We start from the raw sequence: 24,829 nt of genomic DNA, 5'->3' as shown, positions 1-24,829 counted from the left end.
TTTTGATTTTTTGATTTAATAATTGGATTCATTTTACTAAACGTAGTAATATGTGTATTTATCGTTATACCTATATTATAAGATATAATAGGTTTTAACTGACTTTTTCTATTTGAAGTGTTTTGTATACTTCATCAAAAATGTGATTCCTATCTGCAAGCACAATTAGTGAATCTTGTGCTTCAATTCTGGTAGATCCATTTGGTATAATATAGCTATCATCTCTTTTGATCATTGCAATAATTGCATTTTTAGGAAAGCCTAATTCTACAATTTTCTTATCTACTGCCATGCAGTTGGCAGTAATTAGAATTTCTTTCATTTCTGCCTTCGGATTTTCTGCCATCAGCAAATCAGTTGCGTTCAATATTTTTGCTTTTTCTGGTAAGCCAACATTAAACCATTTTGCAACAATTGAAAGTGTAGTGCCTTGAATTAATATGGATGTAACTGAAATGAAGAACACAATGTTAAAAATCATATTGGCTTTATCAATGCCAGCCAAAAGTGGATATGTAGAAAATACAATTGGTACTGCTCCGCGTAACCCAACCCACGAAATGTAAAACCGCCTTCTCAATTTCATTTTGAAAAACATAAGGCTTATAAATACACCTATTGGTCTGGCAACAAGAATTAAGAATACTGATATGAGCAAACCAATACCCATGTATGGTATTATCTCAGAAGGAAAAACAAGTAAGCCTAGCGTAAGGAAAAGCACAATTTGCATTAACCAGGCCAAACCATCAAACATTTTTAAAATGGTTTTTTTATGGATTAAATCTTGATTGCCTAAATACACTGCGCAGATGTAGATAGCAAGAAACCCATTACCCCCTAAAAAGTCGGTGGCAGAAAAAGTAATAAACATTAGTGTAATTACTAAAACTGGGTACAGCCCTTCAAAATCTAGTTTAATATTATTAATGATATACTTACTGAGTAAACCGAAGGCAAAACCAGCAACACCACCCAAAATCATTTGTTGTAAAAACAAGGGAATTATAGAGACAAAACTTTGGTCTTGATTGATTACCAAAGTCAAAAATGCAATGGTTAATACATAAGCCATTGGGTCGTTACTACCGCTTTCTAACTCTAAAGTGGGTCTTAGGTTGGTTTTTAATGCTAGGCTTTTAGAACGTAAAATTGAAAATACAGCAGCTGCATCTGTTGATGATACAATTGAACCTAAGAGTAGACTTTCATAAATAGTAAAATCAGTAATATACCATACAAAAGTACCCAGCGAAACTGCAGTTAATAAAACCCCTAAGGTTGATAATGCAATGCCTTCCCAGAGAATCGGCTTCACGGCTTTCCAGTTGGTGTCAAGACCACCAGAAAATAAGATGAAATTTAACGAAACTATACCGATAAATTGTGCGAGTTGGGGGTCATTGAATCGAATGCCGCCAATGCCATCAGAACCTGCTAACATTCCTATTGCTAAAAAGAGTAGTAGGGTAGGTACACCAAACTTATACGAAGTTTTACCTGCAAAAATACTTATGAGCAGTAATAGAGAACCAACTAATAATATATTTTCAATGGTTAAATTCATTCTTTTTCTCGCTCAATTTTAAGCCTACAAAGATACTGCTTCTCATTGAGGAAATTTATATGTCTGGCCCAATGTTTTTCGTGTCGTTGTACATTGTTTGGTATTGTAATTTCAAAACAAAAGAACCGACAGTTTGTTATGACATTTGGAGTGATAATTTACCTGTACAGGATTAATTTAGTAGCTAGTTAGGTGAATTTACTTTTACTTATGAAGTAAAATTTCATTCAATTTATGATTTACATTAATAATGTCATCAATCATAATAAACTTAAATCCCAAATCAGCCATACGAATAATTTCATTCGTATTATCCTTATAAATTACTGGTATAATTTTTTTTGCATGTTCACCAAAGCCTTCTAAAAAATCTTTTGTGATAATCAGTGAAGGGTTTACAACAAACATCTCCATTTGATTAAATTTTGGTTTTATTTTATCAATCCAACCTGCTTCCCAATTATTTGTATTTTCTCGTTTTACATTATAAGAAACAAGAATTTGATTATCTAAATCTTTAATGTGTTGGAACATTTCTAGCTTATCAACTTGAATATAGGTATGAGATTTTAATGCTTTAGAATAATTCTTATATATGTATTGAATAATTCGATGCTGTTCTTCAATCGAATTGTGAATTAAATCTAAAATCAAAAATTGATTGCTGGCTATAAGTGATGAAAAAAAGGTTATTTTTTGTCCATCTTTATATCTGGCTTTAGAAATAGTCAAAGAATCGTTTTGCTTGTTTATGCCTAGGTTCGTTTCAAGGTATTTCCAATCATGACCAATAAATGGGATATCATCATTTGAAATTAAAATGTCGACCTCCATAAATGAAATACCTGCCTGTTTTGAATATTTTAAAATATCTGAAGTGTTTTCTTGAAAATGATCCATTAATCCTCCACGATGTCCTACAAAATATACTTCTCCATTATTTATTTTTCTTTCTTGCCAAAGCATTAGAGTTCTTTTGAGATCTTTGCTTATTTCTTTTAACACATTTTCTTTTGATTGGGGTGTAGTGTTGTTTATAAACTTTAGATCAATACTACAATTGCCAAGAGTATCTAACTTGATGTTTTTGAGGTAATCATGATTTTTTAAATCCCAGGTAATAAACTTTTGAGTATTTTTAAAAACTCCGTATTTATTGGTAAGTAAGTTTACTATATTTTTTTTGAATGAGTAATTTGGGTAAATAAGTGATAGTTTTACTATTTTTTTATTGGTAAATAGTGAATTATCAATTTTTATTACATCATCAAAAGGTTGGTTGTTTTCTAGAACTTTCAATTGCCCAATTAATAGTGTTGTTTGAAAACAAAGCAATAGAATAATAATTTGTTTTTTCATTTTTTAGTTTATTTCATGGTCAAGTTATAATTGGTATGGCCATTTTTAATTGCTAACAATTAAAATGTTAAATCTAATTTATTTGAAGACTGAATAAATATACGTAAGGTTTAATTTCAATACTAAAATCCTTTTGATTTAAGGCGTACTTTAAAACAATTATAAGTTTTTTATTTAAACTAAAATGATTAGAAATTAGTCTGTCGATTGCAGTAATTGAAGTTGATTTAAACGCAATGGATAACACCACATTTAAGATTTGTTATACCATGTAGTACATAAGAATGGTGTATTGTTGTTTTTTTGATTGTATATAATGTAGATTTTAAAAAATGATCATAGTTGTAGTTGCAAATTGTAATTTAATTGTTGGGTAGTTCAGTTTTACAAACATGTCGAATGAATGCCAAATTTAAAATGAGAGTTTTGTAACTCTATATTTCGTTGTTGCTTAATTCTTCAACAATAGATTTTAACTTGTCTGCTTCAATGGGTTTGATGATATAATCAGAAATTTCGCTTATTCTTTCTGCTCTTTCAATATCAGCAGTATCAACAGATGATGAGACCATATAAATGGTTATTTTCTTGCCTATTTTTGGTTGAATTTTTATGTATTCTTCCATAAACTGAAACCCATCCATAATAGGCATATTTATGTCAAGAAGAATAACATCAGGCAGTTCTTTATCATTGTTGAGATTCTCAATCATATAATTTAAAGCCTCTTCACCATCAGAAAAAGCAATAATATTTTTTGCGAGATTTAGAGATAGTATCGTTTTTTTAATGGTAAATTGATAAATATCATCATCATCTACAATACAAAAATTAACATCATTATTCATTTTTTATTACTTAAAATTAATATTAAAAGTAGAGCCTACATTGACCTTACTTTCTACCGATATAGTGCCCCCCATAGATTCAACTTGCACCTTTGTCATAAACAAGCCTACTCCTTTAGCATCAGGGTGCCTATGGAAAACTTTGTTTAGACCAAACATTTTATGGCCATGTCTTTTTAAATCGATACCTAGACCATTATCTTTAAAACTGAGTTTTTGAATACCATCTTTAATTTCAGAGTGAATAAAAATTTCTGGTATTCTATCATCAGATTTATATTTCATTGCATTGCTTAGTAAATTAAGGAAAATACTTTCTAAATACGTCCTATTATACGTAATTTTCACATTTTTTGAGAAATCGCTAATTATTTTAGCTTCTGTTTTTAAAATTTGACCGGCAAGAATCTCTTTAGTTTTACTAAGTACTTCATCAAATGTAAGCGATTCTAAATTTTCAGCGCCCTCATTTTTAGTCCGTAATGCTTGAATTAACGTGTTTAATGTTTCTGTAAGGTGATCTATAACGATTTCAAATTTTTTGAATAAAAATATTTTTTCTTCTTCTGTTTCTGAATTATTATAAAAACCTAAAAGCGAATTTAAATTACTTACAGGTGCACGCAAATTATGTGAGGTAATATGAGCGAAATCGGCTAATTGTGTATTTCTTGTTTTAAGCGTACTGGCCAATAATTCTAATCTTTCATTGGCTTCTAGAATTTTCTTTTCAGCCATGTGTTGTTGTGTTACATCTTGGCATGTACCTATTAACTCAATTACCTTACCGTCAGTATCTGTAATTACATCACCATGTAACTGAATTGTTTTTACCTTACCACTTGTTGATACAATACGATGCAGCAAATCATAAAATATTTTATCTTCAACAGATTTATCAAAAGATAATTGAACAGTCTCTTTATCATCTGGGTGAACAAAACTAAAGTATGAATCAAAATTCAAATTTTCTTCAGGGTCCACTTCAAAAATATTAAATAAATTGCTTGACCATGTAACGTGATTTACAATGTAATCCCATTGCCAGTTACCTGTCATGGTAATTTTTTCAGCAGCATTTAAGACCTGATTTTTTCGTAAAAGATCAGATTCTGTATTTTTCTGTACAGTAATATCTCTAATTGCTGCCGAAACAAGCAAACCTTCCTCAGTTTTTAAAGGACTTAAACTAATTTGTATGGGAATTTCTTCTCCGCTTTTATTTATGCCATAAAGTTCTTTACCTTCTCCCATTTTTCTTGTTTTGGGAGCGTTGAAAAATGCATCGCGATTGTTGGTATGGTGCTTGTTAAATCTTTCGGGTATAAGTAATTCTACGGGTTTATTTTGTAGTTCTTCAGCGGAGTAACCAAATAATTTTTCAGCTTGCTTATTAATTAACTGAATTTCACCAAGATCATTTACTATTACCATAGCATCTGGTGCAGACTCTAGTAGGCCTCTAAACTTGAGTTCAGCCATTCGTTGTTCAGTAACATCTTGACAGGTACCAATAATCTCAATGACATTGCCTAAGTCGTCTAATACAACATCACCACGTAGTTGAACTGTTTTTATTTTGCCACTGGTTAATTTAATACGATGTAACGTATCGCAAAATTTCTTTTCATTTTTCGTTCTAGCAATATTTATTCCTACCAATTCTTTATCCTCAGGATGAACAAAATTATAATACGTCTCAATAGTCGTATTTTCATTGGGTTCAATCTCAAAAACATTAAATAAGTTATTAGACCATTTAACATAATTAGTGATGGTGTTCCATTGCCAATGGCCCATTAAGGTTAACTTTTCAGCATAATTTAAAAACTGATTTTTAAGTTTAAGTTCAGCTTCTATCTTTTTTTGATTCGTTATATCTCTTATTGCAGCTGAAACCAAAACGCCTTCTTCGGTTTTAAGTGGACTTAAGTTTATTTGTATAGGTATTTCTTTTCCTTCTTTATGTATCCCATAAACATCTTTTTCAACGCCCATTTCTATTGTTTTGTCGGCGTCAAAAAGTATTTCAAGGTCAGCCACTTTTTCAGCCTTAAATCTTGGTGGTATTAATAATTCTACAGACTTGTGTAGCAGCTCTTCTGATGAATAACCAAATAATTTTTCAGCTTGCTTATTAATCAACTGAATTTTTTCTTGTTCATTAATAATAATCATTGCATCTGGCGCAGATTCTAATAGGCCTTTAAATTTGATTTCAGCCATTCTAAGTTCTGTTACATCTTGCAGAGTGCCTATGAATTCTGTAAGATTACCTGCTTCATCAAGAATTGCCTCTCCTAGTATTTGTACCGTTTTTATTTTGCCACTTGATAAAACTATACGGTGTAATCTTTCATGAAACTTTTTATCCTTTATACTTTTTTCCCTATTTAAACGAATAGCTTCTACATCGTCTGGATGAATAAACTTAGCGTAAGATTCATACGTCAATTTTTCATTTGGGTCTATTCCGAAGATATTATAAAGGTTATTTGACCAGATGACATCATTCGTAATAACGTTCCATTGCCAATGCCCCGTCTGTGTTATTTTTTCAGCAGCATTTAAAAGCTGATTTTTACGTAAAAGATCGAATTCTATTTTTTTCTGAGCTGTTATATCTTGGCAGGTGCCAATAAGTTCAATAACGTTGCCTGCATCATCTAAAGTAACATCTCCTATAAGTTGTACTGTTTTTATTTTGCCACTAGTTAAAACAATTCGATGTAACGTTTCACAAAATTTTTTTTCAGTATTTGTTCTCAAAATATTTGCGTCAACTATTGCTCTATCGTCTGGATGAATAAAATTATAGTACGTCTCGAAAGTGATTTGTTCATCAGGATTAACTTCAAAAATGGAATATAAGTTATTAGACCAGTTTACATCATTGGTAATCGTGTTCCATTGCCAATTACCTATTAAGGCTAGTTTTTCGGCCGCATTTAAAACCTGATTTTTTTGTTGAAGCTCAGTTTCTGTTTTTTTCTGAGCAGTTATATCTTGTAATATTCGAAGGAAACCAATATTTTCTCCACTTTCATTTTTTAAAGGCGTTAGTGTTGAGTGCGAGATAAATGTGGTACCATCTTTTTTAATTACCGTCCATTCACGAGCATCGTAACCATTATTTTCGGCAAGTAATTCATAAGGGTTGGCATCTGTGCCACTCTTGTTATATCGAGATCTAATATCATTCTCGAATTTCTCAAATTCAGCTTTAATTAGTACAGCATTTCTCTTATCTAAACCGATCATTTCAGAAGCAGTATAGCCTAATAAAATTTCAGCTCCTTCATTATATTGGTATATAATTCCCTCATTATTGGTAGAAATTATACCTATAACTTCAGAGTTTAATTTAGCTTCCATTACAGTTGGTTTAGTAAAGTCTATTGGTTTATATAGAGTTCAATAGTAACTTTTTTTATTGAGAAAAGTATTCCCTTTGTTTAAAAAAGTTATTTTTTTAATTGAATGTGATCAAATTTTGAGTAGTGCTAATTGCTTAACAACCAATATTATTTGGTAGCATTTTATGCTAATAATCATTTTTTTTCTGACTGTTTTCAACTGAGTTTAACCAGTCAAGTAAATCAACCTTCATAGTTGCCGCAATTTCTGGAAAATCACGAATACTATTATTTTCTTCTGATTTGTCATGTAGGAGATCATACAGTTCAAAATTTTCCAATTCTTCATCGCCAATCAGTTTGTATTGATTCGTAACCCATGATATTTGAGGTTTGCAAATGAATCCAATAGGTTTCATTCTTTCTTGACTGCCGCCTGTCAATGGTGCTAATAAACTAGTACCATCAATGGGTCTATCTGAAGGATATTCTAAATCAAGAATATCAAGAATTGTGGGTAGATAATCAGATGTGACTGCAGGATAATCAATACGCTGACCCCCTTTGAATTTATCTTTCCAAATAGCAAAGGCAGGTACTCTAATACCACCTTCGTATAAGCTTCTTTTGCGGTCTCTAAAAATACCAGCGCTACCTGGGGTTGCACGTTCCGGACCATTATCACTACAGAAAAAAAGTATAGTTTCTTCTTCTATTCCACGATCTTCTAACTCTTTCCATAATCGGCCAATTTGTTTATCCATGGCGGTTATGGTTCCATTGTAAATTTGTTTGGCAAGGTCTAAATCTTTGTAATAGCTGCGATGTAGACTATCGCTAACTACTGGTAAATGTGGCGTGTGAAACCAAATAGTTGAAAAGAATGGCTTTTCTTCTTTTACAGATGTATTTATAAAAGGAATTACGCGGTCTACTATAATTTTCGAATTATCACCTTTTAAATTTTGTGTTTCTTTTACGTTTTCTTGAAGCCAATAGGCAGTGCCATAATTTTCAGTTGAATCATTATTTTGGATGGCCTGCCAGCCAAAATGTTTGCTCTCACCTGTTTTGAATTTCTTTGGATAAACCATGGGATCATAGGTAGGGACTTTTGACTCTGTACAGAAAAATTCGTCATAACCATGTTCAGTAGGTATCGTGTAGTCATTAACATAGTTAGGTCTACCGCCTCTATTCGCATCCAACTCAGTTTTTGTTAAGGTGCCTAAATGCCATTTGCCAAAATGTGCAGTACGGTAGCCTTCTTTTTTTAATAATTCAGGAATTGTAATTTCTTCTGCCAGCATATGCCCATTATTGGCATACGGAATATTCATTCTAAGCGGATTTCTACCGGTAATTAAACTGGCTCGTGTTGGTGAACAAACTGCAGAAGCTGCATAAAAACGATCGAAAATAATACCATTTGCTGCCAGTGAATCTAAATATGGTGTTCGTATTTCTGTATTTCCATTAAAACCGACATCAAACCAGCCTTGGTCATCGGTCATGATTAGAATAATGTTTGGCCTTTTTGGTGTTATTAAATCTTTTGACTCTTTACAAGAACTCATACCTATAAAGGCGATGAGAAATAGGCTTACCATTATTTTTACTGACATGCTTCTTGTTTTTTGTCGAACTCAAAATATAGAGCCAAAGATTTGGCTTACATAGTAAACAAGCCCTGGCCATTATATTTAGCTCTTTTTGCCCTATTTGATATAGCCGATATTAGCTACATACATTTTTTTTTCAACCCCCTTCTTCATTCAGTCTTTTATGTTTTCATGGGTATCGTTTAATGCTGAAATTATTCTTTTTCAATATATGCACCTAACAATTATATATAACAACAAGTTACTATATTTCTTTGTTTATAAAATTTCTAACGTGGAAGGTGTAAAATTTAAAAAATTCACGAGTTTAATATTGTTTTTAAACTCGTGAATACTTGTATAAGCTATATGGTTTTACCCCGTAGTTTTTCTGTAATATTTTTTCCGTAACCAAAAGGAAACCCGAACCAATAAAATTAATGCTGGTACTTCAACTAATGGCCCAATTACTCCAGCAAAAGCTTGCCCTGAATTGAGCCCAAAAACAGCAATAGCAACGGCAATCGCTAATTCAAAATTATTTCCTGCGGCAGTAAACGCTACTGCGGCTGTTTTGTCGTATTCTGCTCCCATGGCTTTGGTAAAGAAAAAACCAATGATGAACATTAAACTAAAATAGATGAGTAAAGGAACTGCAATGATTAGCACATCCATTGGAATTTCAACTATTAACTCTCCTTTTAGTGAGAACATAACCACAATGGTAAATAACAAAGCAATTAATGTCATTGGCGAAATTGTGGGAATAAATTTGTTTGTGTACCATTCTTCGCCTTTTAGTTTTACTAATAGAAACCTACTTAAAATTCCCATAAGAAAAGGGATTCCCAAATAAATAGCGACACTCTCTGCTATCGTTCCAATTGAAATATCTACTATAGCGCCTTCAAAGCCAAAATAGGGCGGAAGAACTGTTATAAAAATCCAGGCATAAAAACTGTAGGCAAACACTTGAAAAATACTGTTTAAAGCAACTAAACCTGCACCATATTCGCTGCTACCTTCTGCAAGGTCATTCCATACCAAAACCATTGCAATACAACGAGCCAAACCAATTAAAATTAGTCCGACCATATATTCTGGATAATCGCGTAAAAATGTAATTGCCAAAACAAACATTAAAACAGGGCCAATAATCCAATTGAGAATAAGTGAAATGGATAATATTTTTGTGTTTCTGAACACTTTTGGTAAGAGTGCATAATTGACTTTAGCCAAAGGCGGATACATCATTAAAATTAAACCTATGGCAATCGGAATATTTGTAGTTCCGCTATTGAATGAATTTATAATATTTGGAAAAGTTGGTATAAAATACCCGAGCCCAACGCCAAAAGCCATTGCTGCAAATATCCAAAGGGTTAGATTTCTGTCAAGAAAGCTTAATTTTTTTGAAGCCATTTTTTTAAGAATTTATTTGCGAGAAAACATAGCATAATTCAGTTGCAATTTGCATACTTCTTTCATTGTATTTTTCTGCTTGTTGCGGTGTGTTGTCAAATGCTTTTGGATCTTCAAAAGTAATAGGAATACGTTTTTCTGCACCTGCAATAAATGGACAACCGCCATCAGCCTGTGAGCAGGTCATAATGGCTGCAAATTCAGATTTTGGATTAAAATCGTCATCTAACTTTTTTGAAAACCCTATTATTGGATGCTCGTTGTCAGCATATTTAATACTGTAAACAGGATTCTCGCTCTTTGAAATTGTGTTTATCTGAAAACCTGAATTTTGCAAAGTTTCTGCAGCCATAGGAAAAAGTGCTGTAGCTTCTGTACCGCCCGAATAACAAAACACGTTTTTAATATTGAAGTAACTTGCCAATGTCTGAGCCCATACTTGCGACAAATGACTTCTTCGTGAATTGTGAGTACAAATGAAATTGATACGAATTTCTTTGTTTTCGGAAACCTTTAATTGAATAAAATCAGTTAATGGTTGTAATACTGCTTTGCGTTCATTAGAAATAGTATGCGGATTTAATTTTTTAATTACATTTTCTATTTCTGCAAATAAGGCTGGTTTTGTAGTTGTCATTTTTACTATTTGTTTATTGCGATTATACGATTAATGTATTCAAAATTTTTTAACAGCAATCTTGCTCTACGTTTATGTCTTGATTAAGGAATTCAGTCATAACAACTTTCATCGCTGTCCAATTTTCTGCGTGTATACAGTAACAAACACTTGTTCCTTCTACATTTCCTTTAATTAAGCCTAAATGTTTTAGTTCTTTCAAGTGTTGTGAGATTGTTGGTTGAGCTAATCCAATTTCGTTTACCAGGTCTCCGCAAACACAAGAGTTAATTTTAAACAAATGTTGTAAAATTGCTACTCTTGCCGGATGTCCGAATACTTTTGCAAAAAGAGAAATTTCATTTTGTAGGTCGGTAAACATTTCGGTTTTTGCTAATCCCATCTTCTTTCTTTATTAGTTCATTGCAATATTACGATTAATATATAAATACACAAAGATTTTTTCGATCGTTGAGGTTGGGGGTTGGTTCAAAAAATAAATGTACTGTTTGTGCGGTGGGTTCTTTGTTTGCTGGCAACGGTTTAAATATGGGGCGTTTGGTATTTTGAAATGCTCCACTTTCAGTTAATAACTAATTTTATTCATTGCTAATATTTTTACTTCTACTAGTATTGGCCAGATGCACTATATTTTTTGTTACCAGCTTTATTTATATACTACATTTTCTGTTGATTTAGTTGTTTTTCGCCCAGCCTAAATATTCAAACCTCCATTGCAATTGCCTCTCTTCTAAAATATTATCTGAGATTCTGGAAAAATCAATTTTAAAATCGATCTTATGCGGACCGTCCCGAAGTTGAGTAATCACATTCAGCATCAGCATCACTTGGCTCTTATCTTCAGAGGCATACAAAGCTTCCAAAATTAATTGATCCGAATTTTGAGCTCCGCTAAATGCCAACAATTGAGCTGCCCTTACCCTATTGATTAATTCAGAATCATTAGTGGCTATTTCTCGTGCTTTGTCTGTAAATACTCCAGCTTTCTTTCCAAATGAACTCGACACCACTAGAGCCCAGTATCTTTCCCATCGATCATCAGAAGATAACTTTTCCTCTAGTGTGGACTTTACTTCTTCAAAACTAAATAACTCCAATTGTGCAATGTCAACATAACCACTGATGGCAGATTTGTTTTTTTGTCCAAATAATACTGGGTTATCAAAAGCATTATTGATCAATTCGAATTCAGGATAGAAACTCAAATCTGGCATGCTTTTTACTCTAGCCACCAAATTTAATCTCATCTCTAAAAGCTTATCTTCGAAAGCAGGGTCGTTTGCTAGATTATTGGTTTCATAAGGATCTTCATCCACATCAAATAGTTGCTCTGGGGCACGGGACTCATAGAAAATGGACTGAGTTCGGTTGAGTTCTCCTTTTTCGTACAAATCCTGCCATTCTTTATAGGCCAGCATGTTGTAGCGGTAGTTGTTCATTAGGCCATCAAAGTTGAATGGAATGTAGTTTCTTATGTACTTATACTTCCCTTTTCTAATTGATCTTACAAAATCGGACTTTTCATCAAAACGGTTGGCATAGCCAAATGTCTCATCTCTATTGTCGACTTCAGCGGGATCAACACCTTTTCCTAGAAAAGCCCTACCATCCATTCCTTTTGGCGTCTCTAGTCCTGCTAAATTAAGCAGGGTAGGGCCAAAATCAACAAAACTCACAAACCCTTCAGTAATACTAGCTACCTCACGTTTCACTAATTGTTTGTACTTCTCGGGCACATAAATTACCAATGGTACGTGAAGCCCTGTTTCATAAATGTATCCCTTGCTTCCTGGCAAAGCTCCACCATGGTCCCCAAAGTAAAAAACTATAGTGTTTTTCATCAAATCAGCTTCTTCAAGCTCTGCTACTACGGCTCCTACTTGTTCATCCATTTTCACAATCAAATCACGGTAGTAGGCATTAGTGTATTTGTAAAGATTCGTTTGTGGATGATTAGGTTGTGTTACATAGTCTTCAGGATTAGCGTTTGTTTTTACAGAATCCCTTTGTGCCTGATTGAAGTGCAATTTCCCTTCATGAGTGGTGGCTATATTAAACACATGAAAAAAAGGCTGTCCTTTTGCACGGTTTTTCCAATGTGCTTTTGTTGAAGAGTCATCCCAAACGGAATCCGATTTGATAATGTTATAATCCTCCTTGTTATTGTTGGTAGTGTAATACCCTGCTTGCTTCAAATAAGCTGGAAACATCTCTACTCCCCGCGGCATAGGAACTTGCTTTAGCCTTCTGTGGTAATGAGAAGCCAACCTTGGTCCATAGCAACCAGCGATTAATGTGGATCTTGCAGCACTACATACAGGAGCATTTGAAAAAGCTCTTGTAAACTTAATTCCTTTATTGGCCAGTTTTTCAATGTTAGGGGTTTCAATCCCATTTTTATCAAATAATTTCATATAATGCTTCGAATTATCTTCAGAAGTAATCCAAACAATATTTGGTGGTGGTAATTTTTCTTTTGGTGGTGTACATGCAAAAAATGCTAGTAGGCCCCCTAAGAGAATTAAATATTTCATTTGATTATGGTTTTTACTTTTGAGTATCACTTATTTGTATTGCGTTATAAAATTATGTCGCCGAAGTAATCTTCATATTGTTGGCAATGGTCTTTTATAAGATTAACTGCGTGGTTTAGTAACTGATTTAGTAAACACAGACCAAACCTGCCAGCCGGCGGGCTGGTAGAAAATCCGTGAGTCTCAATACTTCGGGACTCAGAAGTAGGCGAGTGCCAGAATTTAAATTTATACGGCGTTGGCAATAGTTTTTTATTTGCTACTTTATGGAGGTGCTAACTAAATTATAAAATTTATGAGCACTATCAATATACTTTTGATTTTCTACATATTTAGCTTTTATTGACTGTTCAACTCCATATAATCAAACACCAAATTACACATGGCATTAACGCCTGTCTTAAACGAACTATCGTCCATTAAGAACTGTGGCGTATGATGGTCTCCGACAGTTTTTATATCTCTGCCTATGGTCGTTGAACCGACGAAAAAATAAAGTCCCGGCACTTTTTGAGCGAAGTATGAAAAATCCTCTGCTCCTGTAATGGCAGGAATAAGAGTGACATTCTCCTTTCCTGCAGATTTTTCTAATGTTGGCAACATCATTTCTGTTAACTTTTCATTGTTGAAGGTTACTGGAAAACGCATAGAGTACGGAAGCTCTAAGGTAACAGTTGCTCCAGCAGCTTTTGCAGTAAATTCTACAGTTTCTCTTATTCTTTTAAGTACAAAAGCTTCGTCTTCATCAGTTAAGGTTCTGATTGTACCTAACATTTCTACTTGCTCGGGTATGACATTACTTCTATTCCCGCCATTGATGGCACCTATTGTTACAACAGCAGCATTATCAGTCAATGCAACATTACGACTTACAATAGTTTGAAGGCTAGTGATAATTTGAGCGGAAACCACTATGGGGTCAATGCCAAACCATGGAGAAGAGCCATGCGCTGGTTTTCCTTTAACAGTAATTTTCATATCATTAACGCTTGCCATAATGCCTGCTGGTCTATAGGTGATTTTTCCAACTTCCGTTAAAGCATCCATATGTAGCCCAAAAATGACATCTACTTTCGGATTTTCAAGTACACCTTCTTTTGTCATTAAATAGGCCCCTCCTTCTTCACCTTTAGGTGCACCCTCTTCGGCTGGTTGAAAAATAAATTTCACGGTGCCTTTTAAATCGCTTTTCATTTCTGAAAGTATTTCAGCAACACCCATTAAAATAGCTACATGACCATCGTGACCGCAGGCATGCATTACAGAAGTTTCATTACCATTGTACGTGGTTTTAACCTTTGAGGCAAATGTTAAATCATTCTTCTCTTCAACTGGTAAGGCATCCATGTCTGCTCGAAGTGCTACAACCGGACCGGGCTTATCTCCTTTAAGAATACCAACAACGCCTGTCACACCTATTTTTGTTTGTACATCTATACCTAGTGCTTCTAAATGTTTGGCAACTAGGGCGGCAGTACGAAATTCACGATTTCCTAATTCTGGATTTTGGTGAATATCATGTCGCCAATCGATAACTTTCTGCTCAATCTTATCTGCTTTTTTAGTAACCACTTCACTATAATCTTTGATTTGTGCGAAAGTTAACGTCGAATAAAGCATTAAGATGAACAACGATAGCGTTTTTAAAGGGTATTTAAAGTTTGACTCGATGGTAGTTATTTTCATTTCTTTAAAGCATTTAGGATTACGTATTTTTCTATAGAATTTAATCATCTGTTATTGGTTGGTATTTTGATTTTTGGGAAGGTAGGATAATTAATTAACTCGAGTTTTGGATAATGAAGCGTAAGGCTTGAGCTAAGCGTAGTGCGGAAGTTAGGAAACGTTGAGTTTCAGTCTTAGCACGAAGCTAAAGCTTTTTATTTGGTTTTATTTTTTCTTGTCCAAAGCAACCCCGACGCTTCGGGGCCAAAGATTTTGCGGACATTATAAATATAAACAGACCTTTCGATTTTGTTCTAAAGCCTGTATTACATAGGAGGTTTTGTTGTGCTTTCGTTATTTTTCATTCAATTCTTTTTCAATCAATTCAATCGTTTCATTAGTATGATTTAGTAAGCCATATTTAATCCATATTTGGTCAGTAATACTGAGATAGTAAATTTGAAATATTGTTGAATATGTTTTAGAAGACTTGATTAAGCTAACTAATTCGTCATCACTTTTAATAAAATCTGGGTGCATTGATGTAGGTTGTTGCACATAAAATCTTTCAGGAATATCTGGAAAAGCTGATAGATTTAGAATTAAATTAATTACTTCAGTATCCTTATTCAGAATTGATTCCTTGAGTTTTTCATCTATTTTCACTCTAGACTCAGAATAATCCTTTAATATAGATAGCTGATGTTTTAAATTATCACTTAAGATTTCAAATTTACCTGCTGATATGGCTTCTTCTTGAACTGAATTTAATATGGATAAATCTATTGGATAAATCAAATTGGAAGAATAAATTCTGAGACTATCTATTGGCAGTTCTAGAGTGCCTGCAGAAAAATTAATAACTTTATTTAGCTGAGAATTGTTAATTTGCAATCCTAGTAAGTGATTATCTAATGATGCTTTATTGATTAAGAGTTCTTTTTTTAGGTCACGCATAAGTTTTAGCCTATCGTTTTCTAATTTTCTGCCCTCATTCCAATTATTAATAGATAAAGCAATTAAAATTCCAATAACAACAAGTATAATTTCACCAATAGCATAAAGTAAATATTTACTGAATTTATTTTCAGAGAGTAGTTGTTGTCTAATACTTCTGAAGAACTTAATCATGTTTAATGATTTTAAATCTTCCGCAAGCGGCTATCTCCACCAAATGTCCGCAAGACATTTGATTTTGCATTGCAAAATTTTGTTTCGATAATCTAAAGAATTTTATCATTTGGTTAATGGTTGGTCTTAATGAAGGCTAACGTGTTTGTATATGGTTCGTTACGTGGTTTAAGCACCTAATTTAGCAAAAAAAACCAAATAGAAAATCCGTGAGAATTTTCGTAAGTAGGCTAAAACTAGCAATAAATAATATACGGTGTTCGCGGCTCTTTGTTCATTATTATTGTTTTAAAGGGATTATCCAAATATTATTTTCTTCATCAATTTTGCCACCTAATTCCTCTAACACAACTCTGTTAGTTATCATAAGACCTTTTTTTGACATATCGTCAAATGTATTTATACCATTTCCTGGAAAGTTTTGTCTGGTTCTGTGAATATTATATCGATTTGAGAATGTCCGACCAAAGGTACTTTCTATTCCGTCTTTTCCAATCATAAAACCAAGCAGACCTCCCCAAGTTGCAGTTGGATTATCCGAATCCCAACCTGCAAGTGTCCCAATTTTTATAGTTTCTTTTAAATCTCCCTCACCATAAAAAAGACTTACTAAACTTGCAGCAAAATTTATTCCTGCCGCAAAACAGCCATTACAGTATAAATTTCTTGATGTTATGTTATAGCCGTCTTTTTGGTTAACCTGATATCTATAGTAAAGTGAATCTCTTGTTTGTTCCCACGGAATACCTGATTCATATAAGAGTTTAGTATAATCGTACATTTTTGCTGGATAGGAATCATTTGGCAGTATTTCTCTTGATTTACTAGACATCCAAAGCATTTTTTCTTTCATGCTACTATTAGAATTTGCAGCATACACAAGCGAATACATAGACACATAAAATTTTGAAATATCCTCTGCTTCTTGCCTAGCAGTAGTTTGAATTGGTAGTTCAGCCATTTTCAATGCGATATCTGGTCTTGTAGGTGCAAATAGTCCAAATATTTCTGTGGTTAGTTGGGCATCAATCATTTCATAATGTTCATTAAGTTTTGGGTTCCCTGTTTCGGGCGGAAGAACACCAGTTTTCATTAAATCGAATGCTTTTTGATTAGAAACCCATAAATAGTTTTCCTCTTCAGGCTTTATATGTTTTAACCAACCATTTTGTATTTGCTTTGGGGTAAGAACATTAACTTTGTTTGTGTATAGAAGATGTTGATACATAAATTCTATGTCTGTATCATCATCCGCGCCCCAAATTTCATCGCTATTTTTAAATACAAAATCTATCGTAGATGATAAATCGCTGGGAACTCCTTCGCCCCAAATACTTGGTTGGTCGGGTTTTCCCCAATCGTCTCTGGTGTAAAAATCACCTGTTTTTATTTCGCCAAGATTTCCAATTTTATCCATTTCTGTAACCAAACCAGTCCAGTTAGCAATGCATTGACCAAGCCAAAATCCGTATAATTGGTTTTGGTACTTATCTTTTGAAATACTAATAGTTTGTGTTTTATTCTCAATATGAATAGTTTTTTTTTCACTTTTTGGGATGCAAGAATTCAAAATTAATAAAGGAAGTGATATTAAAATCAAGTTTTTCATAATTACTACTAACGGTTGGACTCGTATGTTTGTTTCTTAAGTTGAAGATAAGATATTTAGAATAATCCATTAGTTTAAAAGGAAGAGTGATTTCGAGGTTGGGCTAGATACTAAATAGAGATATCGGCGCTTAGGTTTACACTCTTACTAAGCTAATGTTTTTAAATTATTAGCTAGGATGAAAAATGATAAGCTTAAATAAGAGGGACAGCGAGGTCTCGGCTAGATACATTGATATGATATCGTTTCATAGGTTTTCTGCTTACTGCACTTTTCATTGCATTTTCCAAAATACTTTGTGCATCGAATTTTCTCGATTGAACAGTTTATCTGATTTTTGCCATAATTTTTGATTTTTGGAGTGAAAATCTTAATGTCTTTTACATATGCTTTATCATTTTCGCTGTTTTTCAAATGTTTGCCAATGCACCGCTAAACGTAGTGAGGTTCTGGCTTTTAAAATAGGGAATTTAATCACACTTTTTAGAAAGACAAAAAGAAAATTGCCTTCCGAGCGAATCGAAGATAGGAGCTCCTATAATAGATTAAAATGATATGAATAAATTGCTTTTAGCGATTATTTTGTGATGTGCTCGGTTTGAACCGTCAGCCCCAAAGCTTGTTGTGAATAGATAGATTATGCACCTGAACAAAGCTTTTTGTTTTATTAGAGTAGCCTGAAATTTGTTTGATTAAAAGTGCTGATTCCAAATATATTGTATCAATTTTATGATTTTCAATACAAATTTTATTGATACAGCTTTAAAAATTAGGTAAGATAAAGTCAGGATTAAGACTTTATAAATATTGTCGTTGTCTGATTTAATTCACAATTAGCAAAAGTCATTAATCTTTAACACAACGCACAGAAAAACCTATCACCTTTTCACCCGCCATTCGAGGGTTAATAAATACAGTGTTAAGGTGGAAGCCTACAGCCCAATCAAGTCCAGGAGAAGGCTCAAGATCATCTTCAGTCGAACTCCACCAAAAACCATATTCTCCATTTTGTTCACCTCCATGTTGTCCATAATAACCTCCAGGAAGTGCTGTAAAGCCAGATTCATTAGTAGCTTGTTCGTTGTTATTGTTAGTCCAATGTGTAATACCTGTTTCTCTAAGCATCAATCCTACTTCGTATTCATTTCCAATATAATCAAGCGAGGTGAGCAAGGTTTCCCATTCTTCATAAGTGGGGACATGCCATCCAGTTGGGGCAAGCTTACCCGTATTAACCGCATACCAATTATACAATGCCCCATAAGTGTTTTTAAATTCTAATTCGTAATTGTAATACCAATAATATGCTGGACTTGTTAAGTCGCTCAATAATTCCTCATCATCTATCAAAAGTATGTCTGTTCCATCGTTATATTTAGAGACTCTTAGATTTTCTGCCATCCAAACTTGAGTGCCAATTTCTATTGTTTTATACTTATTTCCATCAATATCACTCATTGTTCCGTAGGTAACATTAGGATTAAAGTTAATTTCTCCAACTGTTTTAGTGTTTTCTTCAAGTGTAGTAAAAGATAAAACATCCCCATATCCTATTCCTGAACTATTTGATGCATAACTTCTTACGTAGTACGTTGTGTTAGGCATTAATCCTTCAATTTCACTCGAAAAGCTCTTTAAACCCTCGCCTTCGTCTGTTTTATTATCGAGTACGGTTGGGTTTTTACTAGAACTCCAGCATATCCCTTTCGCTGTTATAAACTCCCCTCCGTCAGAAATTATTTCTCCTCCACTTATTGCCTTTGAGTGAGATATTTCTTCAACTCCAGAAGTTATGATTACAGGGATTTTAATCCTTTTGTCATCCTTTGTACAGCCAGTTGAAATTATATTTAATGATAGGCAAATCATTATTGATATTATCCAAAACCTATTGACTAATTTCACTTTATTATTTATAATCTATATACTATTTGTGTAATCGAGAAAGCTGATTAAATTTGACTATTTATAATATATATTAGTAAAAGCTCCATCAAATGAGCGTGTTTCTCCACCTTCATACCAATCCAAGAAACCTGTGAAACTAAAGATTCCCGAGATAGTTTTATTTTCATGGTCAACTTCTGTAATTTTTAAATAAGCATCGTCTTTAGACTGTGCAATATATTCCGATGGCTCTAGGTCAGTTTCTTTATTATAAAGTATAAACTCCATGTTTAATTCTTCTGTACCTTTGAACTCGGCTCCTACAATAAAGTCCTTAGATGTTACATCATATATAAGTATCACTAAATCTGGAATTGGAAAATTGTTTACATTTCCCGTGGCATGTATAATAAATCCTTGTGGATTTCCATTATTGAAGTTGCCACCGGACGAACCCCCATCTTCAAAATTTACTTTTTCACCGTTATTATTTAACTGTACTAATTCCTCTTCATTTGTATCCTTTGTTAGTTTATCATCCAATTTTGAACAACCTGTAACTACTATAAATAGTGAAAATATTAAAACTTTTCCCAATAAATTCTTCATTAATCTAATTATTAATCATCTCATTTCTAAAAAAAAATACTCTTGAAGTTTTTATTATACTGGATAATTGAATTTTATGATTAATAAAAATATAAAAATATTCTTATACTACATTTTTTGTGAACCACTGTTCCTACAATTGCCGAATCCTCAGCCTTGCAGCTAAAGCCCCGCTATACGTAGTGAGGTTCTGGATTTTAAAAATAGTGAATTTATTCACGCTTTTTAGAAAGACAAAAAGAGCCTTGCTTTCTGAGAAAAGCGAACATATGAATACCTTAAAAAACAATAATAAATGAATAATGTTATAACATCGATTAAGCTCGTATGTTTGTTTCTTAAGTTGAAGATAAGATATTTAGAATAATCCATTAGTTTAAAAGGAAGAGTGATTTCGTAATTGGAGTAGTGGAATAAATAAAATAAAAGTAAATTAAACAAAACTCAAAAAGAAGTATTAAAAACCAGTATCACAAAACAAAACTTGTGACCTTCTTATGGCGGGATTACATCGTATAGCTAGTGAACCGGTTTATTATAGCTTATAACCATACAGATACTGGTGAACCCTAATAAAAAAGGTGTATCACAAATAGGATGCGAAGCAAGTTATATTAAAAGAAAAAAGGTGGTTTAAAGCAAAATATTATTTAACTTAAGTGAATTGGACTAGGGCTTTTCATAGAACACGTTGTTGGAGTACGTTTTAATTTACTCTTCTGCTGAATACCGTTTCCCGTCTTTATAAACCATTTTTACACTTCTTAAATTTTCAATATTTTCTAATGGGTTTTTGGTTAAAATAACTAAATCAGCTTGCTTGTCAATTGAAATTGAACCATGAGTTTTATCAATTCCAATTACCATGGCATTATTCAAAGTTGCTGCTCTGATGGCGTCAATTTCAGTAAGACCAGATTCAACAAGAAACCGAATCTCATCTTGAATCCATTTTATTGTCCGTGTAAAGTCTGTTCCAGCAGCAATAGTAACCTCATTAATATAGGCAGCATTGGTTATATTATTAACCCATTTATTCATAGCAGGAATATTCATTTTAGTCCTCGCTTGTGCCATATTACTCTTTGGGCTTTTTTTTTGATCGTTCTTTTCAGCATCCTTATTTTCATTTTGAACACTTTTCCAAGCTGAAATTGTTGGTTCGAATATAGTTCCATTGGATTTCATTGATTGGAGTAGATCAACATATACATTAGATAAGGCGTTAGCATTTTCAAAATCTTGAATTGGTATAAAATTACGTATCGCATCATTAAATGAATTAGGAACTGTTTCAGCCTTTTCCGTTATCATTCCAACACCATGTGATATAGCATCCACATTTGCCTTTACTGCGTCACTTGGTTTACTTGGAAAAGTGGCTGAGTGGCTCCAAACTTTCAATCCTTGATTATGAGCTTCTTCCGAAATCTTTTTAAGTAAATCGGGTGAAATTGAAGCATAGACCTTAATTCCCGTTACACCTATTTCCTTTGCTTCTGAAATTACCTTCCTGAGGTTGGTATCATCCTTTACAACCCTCATCCATGGAGCTTCTCCTGGGTTAATTCCCTTGTTTGCAAACTTTGTACGAGGGTCTTCTAAAAATTCCGGACCAAAGAACATCGCGGAATAATATATATTGGGAGATAGCATTGTTCCGTTTGCTATATTTTCATTAAGCTTTTGATATATTCTGGCATCACCACCCATATCCCGTAAAGAGGTAACCCCAGAAAATAAAAGTTTTTTTAAATCAGCATTTCTATTTTGATTTGCAAAAAGATGAACATGCCCATCGATTAGACCCGGAATAATATAATGACCCGTCATATCAATAATTTCAACATTCGTTGGAATTTGCTGTGAATTGCTCGGGAAAACAGATTTTATTTTGTCATTACTAATAATGATTGTCATATTCTCTAATGACTTGGATTTTACCACATCGATCAATGTAATATTGGTAAATGCAGTTGCTTTGGAATCGTTTGCCTGGGCTTCGCAGTTTGGTATGACAATAATAAAAAAAAATAGTATGCAAACATTTTTAAAACTTTTCATTTGTATGTCTTTAGGATGTTAATGTTCGTTGCTGTGATTTGTCCGAAGGACAATCTAGCCGAACCTAAAGATAGCTTTTTGCGCTTGATTTCCGTTTAGGAAATCCGCAAGCAATGTATTTTAGGAATTGTTAGGTGTAGTTTTTTATTTCAGTCGTAGGTAATAATCGAGAATCTTCTAATCCAGCAGTTCTATGCCCAACATTATTCAAATAAATTTCATTTTTAGAAAAGTCCATAAAAGATTTAATTGATTGATGTTTCACTAATATGACAGCATCCCATTTTTCAGAATCAGGTCCAATTAAGAAGCTCTTACTTTCCCCGTAAAACAGGATTTCACTACCTATTTGTTTAAGTTCATTTAATGTGTTACTTGTATATAAATTATATGCTTCCTCTCCTGTAATTTCTTTTTCAGGTTTTATTGATTCTAAATCGGTATAGTCTGCTTGTGATTTAAATTTCAATAAATTCAGCATTACTATTGCTTTTTCCTTTTTAAGAAATTTTAAATAAAATTCTTTACCAGCTTCTGATGTTGCGTTAATGTGTTTACTCATTTCTTTTTGTTTTTACAAAAATGAAATTAATGTCACGAGTATTCATTGATGTAAATCAAGAACCACGAGCAATTTTTTTTCTAATTCTACTTACTGTTTCTGGACTTACATTTAGATATGAAGCTATTTCATATTGAGGAATTTCATCAGTAATTCTTTTGTTAATTTTAACTAATCTTAAATACCTTTCTTCAGCACTTAAAAGTCTTATATCTTCAAGTTTTTTTGATGTAGAAATAAAAAGTTGTTCTGAAACTTGTCTCGCTATATTTGCAATAAAAGTGTACTTACTTAACTCTTCAAGTTTGTTTCGGGTAATTATTCTTAAAACAGAATCTTGTAAGCAAACTATTTCTTTATTTGATTTTTCTTGTCTTAAAAAACTATAGTAATTTGCTACAAATTGATTTTCAAAGGCAAAATCATCTACAACAGACTTTTCAGAACTGATTAAAGTACATTTTAAAATTCCTTTTTCAACAAATCCTACTCTATTACAAACTTTACCATAGGTTATAAATCTCTCTCCCTTAATTAAATTTATTCTCTCAAATGAGTCTGAAAATAATTGAGCTTCAGACTCTGAAATATTAAAAGTGTTAATGAGGAATTTTTTCATTTTTTTGGTAATTACACCTAACGTTTCGGCTAAGCGTAGTGCGGGGGCAAGGAAACTTTTCGTTTCCGTCTGCGCACGAAGCTAAAGCTTATTGTTTAGTTTTATTTTTTGTTGTCCAAAGCTAAATCCATAAGATTTAGCGACATTATAAATATACACAGACCTTTCGGTTTAGCACTAAAGTCCGCATTACGTTTAGGCATTGTTGGCAACTGGCTTTATTCCATTAAGATTAATTTTTTAAATCTATTACCCTTTGGTCTAAGTAAGAGAGCATTAACTAACAATAATGCATAAAAACTAAAAAGAGATGTAATTTATCCAATAAAATTTATAACAATTACGTTTAGATTTTTTTAGATAAAAACTTTTTTATGACAAAAATTTCAAATTTATTTTTAATGTTTGTTTTGATTTCTTGTTCTTCAGAAACTTCAGATAATGAAAGTGTCACAGAGACTCCTGAAGATGAATTAGAGTTGTCTTTGGATTTGGAAAGAAATATTTTTGGAATAGATGAAAGAATTATAATAAATGCCTCTTCAGATGAAACTCTTAGTTTGGGATGTATTGGTTCCGATTTTTTTAATTCAGATGTTAGTCAACTAACGAAGTGTGTAGGTATTGATAAAGAGAATCAATTTCAAGTAAGTTTTAGTTATCAAACAGTAGGTGTTAAAACTTTTTTCATTGAGGCACAAACTCAAGATGGTAAAGTAAGAAGAGTGGAAAGGCAAATTCAAGTCGATTCGATTACTAATTCGGTAAGAATATCAAAGGTTACTCTAAATACTTATCCAAACAAAGGAAAGTCCTTCGATCCAAGTTTTTCAGATACCGATCCCGAACGGCTAGCGGATTTATATTTCCAAATTAATAAGAGATATGTAGGAATAGATGTGAGCAAGGAATCTCCTTCATATAAACATGTCGATCTTCCAATTTCAGAGGTACATGAAAATGAAAGCAGTTTTGAATGGAATTATGAAAATAACGAATTGTTATTTAGTGTAGATAATGTATTGTATTTTGAATTATTTGATTTAGACGGAGATCCTACTACTTCTGAACATTTCACTAATTGGTTTTTAAATTTTGGGGACTATGTTAGTGAAAAGCCTAGTCAGATAAATATTGACAACTATGGAGGTAGTGTTAAAGTAACCTTTGAACTTGACTGGAATTAGACATTTTTTTAAATAGTATTTGTTTTTTTAGCTTGTTGCCAACGCTTGAGCTCGTATGTTTGTTTCTTAAGTTGAAGATAAGATATTTAGAATAATGAATTAGTTTAAAAAGGAAGAGTGATTTCGTGGTTGGGCTAGATACTAAAAAGAGATATCGTCGCTTAGGTTTTAT

Annotated in this window: 18 protein-coding genes; 1 reads left to right on the top strand and 17 read right to left on the bottom strand. The window is 32.8% G+C overall.

Annotated features, from left to right (window positions below; genetic code table 11):
- Positions 1 to 94 precede the first annotated feature (94 nt).
- The 17 genes from JQC67_RS00090 to JQC67_RS00010 all read right to left on the bottom strand — a co-directional run bounded on the left by JQC67_RS00090 (position 95) and on the right by JQC67_RS00010 (position 23,470).
- Entirely contained in the window at positions 95 to 1,567 is a 1,473-nt protein-coding gene (locus tag JQC67_RS00090; protein ID WP_203250834.1) for a potassium/proton antiporter, read from the bottom strand.
- Positions 1,568 to 1,771: 204 nt separating this feature from the next.
- Positions 1,772 to 2,926 carry a glycerophosphodiester phosphodiesterase family protein gene (locus JQC67_RS00085; protein ID WP_203250833.1) on the bottom strand — a complete coding sequence of 385 codons (1,155 nt, stop codon included), beginning with the start codon at positions 2,924 to 2,926 and terminating at the stop codon, positions 1,772 to 1,774.
- 434 nt (positions 2,927 to 3,360) lie between these two features.
- Positions 3,361 to 3,774 carry a response regulator gene (locus tag JQC67_RS00080; RefSeq protein ID WP_203250832.1) on the bottom strand — a complete coding sequence of 138 codons (414 nt, stop codon included), beginning with the start codon at positions 3,772 to 3,774 and terminating at the stop codon, positions 3,361 to 3,363.
- A 6-nt stretch (positions 3,775 to 3,780) separates the two neighbouring features.
- Positions 3,781 to 7,149, bottom strand: coding sequence for a PAS domain S-box protein (locus tag JQC67_RS00075; RefSeq protein WP_203250831.1), 3,369 nt, complete (start codon positions 7,147 to 7,149; stop codon positions 3,781 to 3,783).
- 169 nt (positions 7,150 to 7,318) lie between these two features.
- Positions 7,319 to 8,755 carry a sulfatase family protein gene (locus JQC67_RS00070; RefSeq protein WP_203250830.1) on the bottom strand — a complete coding sequence of 479 codons (1,437 nt, stop codon included), beginning with the start codon at positions 8,753 to 8,755 and terminating at the stop codon, positions 7,319 to 7,321.
- 351 nt (positions 8,756 to 9,106) lie between these two features.
- The gene (arsB, locus tag JQC67_RS00065; RefSeq protein ID WP_203250829.1) at positions 9,107 to 10,153 is read right to left on the bottom strand and encodes an ACR3 family arsenite efflux transporter; all 1,047 of its coding nucleotides are present in this window, start codon (positions 10,151 to 10,153) and stop codon (positions 9,107 to 9,109) included.
- A 4-nt stretch (positions 10,154 to 10,157) separates the two neighbouring features.
- The gene (locus JQC67_RS00060; protein ID WP_203250828.1) at positions 10,158 to 10,790 is read right to left on the bottom strand and encodes an arsenate-mycothiol transferase ArsC; all 633 of its coding nucleotides are present in this window, start codon (positions 10,788 to 10,790) and stop codon (positions 10,158 to 10,160) included.
- 49 nt (positions 10,791 to 10,839) lie between these two features.
- Positions 10,840 to 11,172: an ArsR/SmtB family transcription factor gene (locus JQC67_RS00055; protein WP_203250827.1), complete on the bottom strand. Its 333-nt coding sequence runs from the start codon at positions 11,170 to 11,172 to the stop codon at positions 10,840 to 10,842.
- A gap of 292 nt (positions 11,173 to 11,464) precedes the next feature.
- Positions 11,465 to 13,324: a sulfatase family protein gene (locus JQC67_RS00050; RefSeq protein ID WP_203250826.1), complete on the bottom strand. Its 1,860-nt coding sequence runs from the start codon at positions 13,322 to 13,324 to the stop codon at positions 11,465 to 11,467.
- A gap of 339 nt (positions 13,325 to 13,663) precedes the next feature.
- Positions 13,664 to 15,010: an amidohydrolase gene (locus tag JQC67_RS00045; protein ID WP_238934415.1), complete on the bottom strand. Its 1,347-nt coding sequence runs from the start codon at positions 15,008 to 15,010 to the stop codon at positions 13,664 to 13,666.
- A 333-nt stretch (positions 15,011 to 15,343) separates the two neighbouring features.
- Positions 15,344 to 16,120, bottom strand: coding sequence for a DUF6090 family protein (locus tag JQC67_RS00040; RefSeq protein WP_203250825.1), 777 nt, complete (start codon positions 16,118 to 16,120; stop codon positions 15,344 to 15,346).
- A gap of 280 nt (positions 16,121 to 16,400) precedes the next feature.
- Positions 16,401 to 17,729, bottom strand: coding sequence for an ADP-ribosylglycohydrolase family protein (locus tag JQC67_RS00035; RefSeq protein WP_203250824.1), 1,329 nt, complete (start codon positions 17,727 to 17,729; stop codon positions 16,401 to 16,403).
- A gap of 846 nt (positions 17,730 to 18,575) precedes the next feature.
- A complete protein-coding gene (locus JQC67_RS00030) occupies positions 18,576 to 19,598 on the bottom strand; it encodes a fibrobacter succinogenes major paralogous domain-containing protein (protein ID WP_203250823.1) in 1,023 nt (340 codons plus the stop codon).
- Positions 19,599 to 19,691: 93 nt separating this feature from the next.
- A complete protein-coding gene (locus JQC67_RS00025) occupies positions 19,692 to 20,225 on the bottom strand; it encodes a hypothetical protein (RefSeq protein WP_203250822.1) in 534 nt (177 codons plus the stop codon).
- Positions 20,226 to 20,936: 711 nt separating this feature from the next.
- Positions 20,937 to 22,145 carry an amidohydrolase family protein gene (locus tag JQC67_RS00020; protein ID WP_238934414.1) on the bottom strand — a complete coding sequence of 403 codons (1,209 nt, stop codon included), beginning with the start codon at positions 22,143 to 22,145 and terminating at the stop codon, positions 20,937 to 20,939.
- Between the two features lie 274 nt (positions 22,146 to 22,419).
- The gene (locus tag JQC67_RS00015; RefSeq protein ID WP_203250820.1) at positions 22,420 to 22,851 is read right to left on the bottom strand and encodes a DUF1330 domain-containing protein; all 432 of its coding nucleotides are present in this window, start codon (positions 22,849 to 22,851) and stop codon (positions 22,420 to 22,422) included.
- A 55-nt stretch (positions 22,852 to 22,906) separates the two neighbouring features.
- On the bottom strand, positions 22,907 to 23,470 hold the full coding sequence (locus JQC67_RS00010; RefSeq protein ID WP_203250819.1) for a Crp/Fnr family transcriptional regulator: 564 nt from the start codon (positions 23,468 to 23,470) through the stop codon (positions 22,907 to 22,909).
- A 374-nt stretch (positions 23,471 to 23,844) separates the two neighbouring features.
- Here JQC67_RS00010 and JQC67_RS00005 point away from each other — a divergent pair, with 374 nt between their 5' ends.
- On the top strand, positions 23,845 to 24,657 hold the full coding sequence (locus tag JQC67_RS00005; protein ID WP_203250818.1) for a hypothetical protein: 813 nt from the start codon (positions 23,845 to 23,847) through the stop codon (positions 24,655 to 24,657).
- Positions 24,658 to 24,829: the final 172 nt, after the last annotated feature.

Source organism: Aurantibacter crassamenti, assembly GCF_016811105.1.
GTDB lineage: Bacteria > Bacteroidota > Bacteroidia > Flavobacteriales > Flavobacteriaceae > Aurantibacter_A > Aurantibacter_A crassamenti.
This window is presented reverse-complemented; position numbering and strand designations above follow the sequence as displayed.

Coding starts and splice junctions, on each gene's coding strand:
- JQC67_RS00090 (WP_203250834.1), bottom strand. CDS start 1,567: ATGAATTTAACCATTGAAAATATATTATTAGTTGGTTCTCTATTACTG.
- JQC67_RS00085 (WP_203250833.1), bottom strand. CDS start 2,926: ATGAAAAAACAAATTATTATTCTATTGCTTTGTTTTCAAACAACACTA.
- JQC67_RS00080 (WP_203250832.1), bottom strand. CDS start 3,774: ATGAATAATGATGTTAATTTTTGTATTGTAGATGATGATGATATTTAT.
- JQC67_RS00075 (WP_203250831.1), bottom strand. CDS start 7,149: ATGGAAGCTAAATTAAACTCTGAAGTTATAGGTATAATTTCTACCAAT.
- JQC67_RS00070 (WP_203250830.1), bottom strand. CDS start 8,755: ATGTCAGTAAAAATAATGGTAAGCCTATTTCTCATCGCCTTTATAGGT.
- arsB (WP_203250829.1), bottom strand. CDS start 10,153: ATGGCTTCAAAAAAATTAAGCTTTCTTGACAGAAATCTAACCCTTTGG.
- JQC67_RS00060 (WP_203250828.1), bottom strand. CDS start 10,790: ATGACAACTACAAAACCAGCCTTATTTGCAGAAATAGAAAATGTAATT.
- JQC67_RS00055 (WP_203250827.1), bottom strand. CDS start 11,172: ATGGGATTAGCAAAAACCGAAATGTTTACCGACCTACAAAATGAAATT.
- JQC67_RS00050 (WP_203250826.1), bottom strand. CDS start 13,324: ATGAAATATTTAATTCTCTTAGGGGGCCTACTAGCATTTTTTGCATGT.
- JQC67_RS00045 (WP_238934415.1), bottom strand. CDS start 15,010: ATGAAAATAACTACCATCGAGTCAAACTTTAAATACCCTTTAAAAACG.
- JQC67_RS00040 (WP_203250825.1), bottom strand. CDS start 16,120: ATGATTAAGTTCTTCAGAAGTATTAGACAACAACTACTCTCTGAAAAT.
- JQC67_RS00035 (WP_203250824.1), bottom strand. CDS start 17,729: ATGAAAAACTTGATTTTAATATCACTTCCTTTATTAATTTTGAATTCT.
- JQC67_RS00030 (WP_203250823.1), bottom strand. CDS start 19,598: ATGATTTGCCTATCATTAAATATAATTTCAACTGGCTGTACAAAGGAT.
- JQC67_RS00025 (WP_203250822.1), bottom strand. CDS start 20,225: ATGAAGAATTTATTGGGAAAAGTTTTAATATTTTCACTATTTATAGTA.
- JQC67_RS00020 (WP_238934414.1), bottom strand. CDS start 22,145: ATGACAATCATTATTAGTAATGACAAAATAAAATCTGTTTTCCCGAGC.
- JQC67_RS00015 (WP_203250820.1), bottom strand. CDS start 22,851: ATGAGTAAACACATTAACGCAACATCAGAAGCTGGTAAAGAATTTTAT.
- JQC67_RS00010 (WP_203250819.1), bottom strand. CDS start 23,470: ATGAAAAAATTCCTCATTAACACTTTTAATATTTCAGAGTCTGAAGCT.
- JQC67_RS00005 (WP_203250818.1), top strand. CDS start 23,845: ATGACAAAAATTTCAAATTTATTTTTAATGTTTGTTTTGATTTCTTGT.